This window comes from Actinoallomurus acaciae, from assembly GCF_042429965.1.
Classification (GTDB): Bacteria; Actinomycetota; Actinomycetes; order Streptosporangiales; family Streptosporangiaceae; genus Actinoallomurus; species Actinoallomurus acaciae.
This window is the reverse complement of record NZ_JBHLZP010000824.1, coordinates 1-2,479: the sequence shown is the minus strand read 5'-3', so window position 1 is coordinate 2,479 and position 2,479 is coordinate 1. Positions and strand designations below refer to the sequence as shown.

At 74.0% G+C, this 2,479-nt stretch carries 2 protein-coding genes and 1 pseudogene; all 3 read left to right on the top strand.

Annotation, left to right across the window (positions count from 1 at the left end; translation table 11 throughout):
- A partial coding sequence (locus tag ACFFNX_RS47575; RefSeq protein WP_378213017.1) for a DUF4350 domain-containing protein occupies window positions 1–1,139 on the top strand: 1,139 nt, incomplete at its 5' end.
- A gap of 77 nt (window positions 1,140–1,216) precedes the next feature.
- The gene (locus ACFFNX_RS47570; protein ID WP_378213018.1) at window positions 1,217–2,143 is read left to right on the top strand and encodes an AAA family ATPase; all 927 of its coding nucleotides are present in this window, start codon (window positions 1,217–1,219) and stop codon (window positions 2,141–2,143) included.
- A gap of 10 nt (window positions 2,144–2,153) precedes the next feature.
- Window positions 2,154–2,479, top strand: a pseudogene (locus ACFFNX_RS47565) (DUF58 domain-containing protein); the annotation flags it as partial.

Genomic DNA, 2,479 nt, shown 5'->3' with positions numbered 1-2,479 from the left:
AGGTCGCGGGCCGGCGTTGGCGGCGCTCGCGCGGCGTCCTGATCGTCCTGCTGGCGCTGGCCGTCATCGGCGTGGTGCTCGCCGCGCTGCGGCCGACGGTCCGCGCGGAGTACCTCGACCCCGAGTCGCCGGGACAGCAGGGCACCCGCGCGCTCGTCGAGATCACCCGGCAGCACGGCACCCCGGTGACCGTGGCGCGCAGCGTGTCCGCGGCGGCCGACTCGCTGAACTCCGATCCCGACACGCTCCTGGTGATCGCGCGGCCGGACCGGCTGACCTCCGCCGACCTGACCACCCTGCGCGCCCTGCCCGGCGACCGGCTGCTGCTCGAACCGACCGGCGAGACGCTGGACGCGCTCGCCCCCGGCGTCGAGCCCGACGGCGTCACCTCCGGCACGATCTCCCCCGGCTGCTCGCTGCCCGCCGCGGCGAACGCCGGCTCGATCGGCCTCATCAGCGGTCAGGTGTACCGGACCCCCGCCGGTGCGACGCGGTGTTACCTCGGGGACGGCCGGCCGAGCCTCGTCCAGCTGCCGGTGAACGGCGCGAACGTCACGGTGCTCGGATCCGGCGAGCCGTTCACCAACGAGCGCCTCACCGACAACGGCGGCGCCGCGCTCGGCATGAACCTCCTCGGCTCCCGCTCGAACGTCGTCTGGCTGCTGCCGGCCCCGCCGCCGCCCGGCGCCGGCGGACAGAAGTCGTTCACCGAGCTGGTCCCGTTCGGCGTGAAGCTCGCGGTGCTGCAGGCGGTGATCGCGGTGGTGCTGGTCGCGCTGTGGCGGGCGCGCCGGCTGGGCCCGGTGGTGGTCGAGCCGCTACCCGTGGTGGTGCGCTCCGCGGAGGCCGTCGAGGGGCGCGCCCGGCTGTACCGCTCGCGCAAGGCCGGCGACCGCGCGGCCATGGCGCTGCGCGCCGGGGCGCTCGAACGCCTCACCGCCCTGCTCGGCATGCCGAAGAGCGCCGCCTCCGACCCGGCCATGGCGAACGAGATCATCGCCGGCATCTCGGCGCACACGGGAGAGCCGTACGCCGCCATCGGCGCGGCGCTGTACGGTCCTCCACCAATGGACGACGTCGAGCTGGTCCGGCTCTCCGGCTACCTCGACGAACTCGAAAGGCAGGTTCGCAGCTCGTGACGGAGCGACAGGGATCTGACATCTACGGCACCGAGCCGTCGGACGACGTTCCGGCGCAGGACACCCGTGCCGCGCTGATGGCGCTGCGCGGTGAGGTCGCCAAGGCGGTCGTCGGGCAGGACGCCGTGGTGACCGGCCTGGTCATCGCCCTGCTGTGCCGCGGGCACGTCCTGCTCGAAGGCGTGCCGGGTGTCGCCAAGACACTGCTCATCCGCACTCTGGCGCAGTCGCTGAGGCTGGACTTCAAGCGCGTGCAGTTCACCCCCGACCTGATGCCGGGCGACGTCACGGGCTCGCTCGTGTACGACAACCGGACGTCGGAGTTCGAGTTCCGCGAGGGGCCGGTCTTCACCAACCTCCTGCTCGCCGACGAGATCAACCGCACGCCGCCCAAGACCCAGGCGTCGCTGCTGGAGTCGATGGAGGAGCGGCAGGTGTCGGTAGAGGGCGTGCCGCGCCCGCTGCCCGACCCGTTCGTGGTGTGCGCCACGCAGAACCCGATCGAGTACGAGGGCACCTATGCGCTGCCTGAGGCACAGCTCGACCGGTTCCTGCTGAAGCTGACCGTGCCGGTGCCCTCGCGAGAGGACGAGATCGCCGTACTCCAGCGGCACGCCTCCGGGTTCGACCCGCGCGACCTGGACGCGGCCGGGGTCAAGCCCGTCGCCGGGCCGGCCGACCTGGCGGCCGGGCGCGACGCCGTACGCCGCATCCGGGTCGACCCGAAGGTCAGTGGCTACGTCGTCGACCTGTGCCGGGCCACGCGGCAGTCGCCCTCGCTCCAGCTCGGCGTCTCCCCCCGTGGCGCGACCGCGCTGCTGGCGACGGCGCGGGCGTGGGCGTGGCTGTCGGGCCGCGACTACGTGCGCCCGGACGACGTGAAGGCCCTCGCCCGGCCGACGCTCCGCCACCGCGTGCAGCTGCGGCCCGAGGCCGAGCTGGAGGGTGCGACGACCGACGGCGTGCTCGACGGCGTGCTCACCACCGTCCCCGCACCCCGTTGAGAGGTACGGCATGGCGCTGACCGGTCGTACCGGGCTCCTGGCGCTGCTCGGCGCGGTGGTGATGGTCAGCGTGCCGAGCTGGTGGACGCTGCTCGCGGCGAACGCCCTGATCGTGGCCCTGGTTGCGGCCGACCTGGCGCTGGCGGGCAACGTCCGCGCGCTCGGCCTGCACCGCTCCGGTGACACGAACGTCCGCCTCGGCGAGGAGGCCTCGGTCTCCCTCATCGTGGAGAACCCCGGTACGCGGCGGTTGCGCGCCGAGGTGCGCGACGCCTGGCCGCCCAGCGCCGGCGCGACGCCGCGCTCGGTCACGCTGTCGGTGCCGCCGGGCGAGCG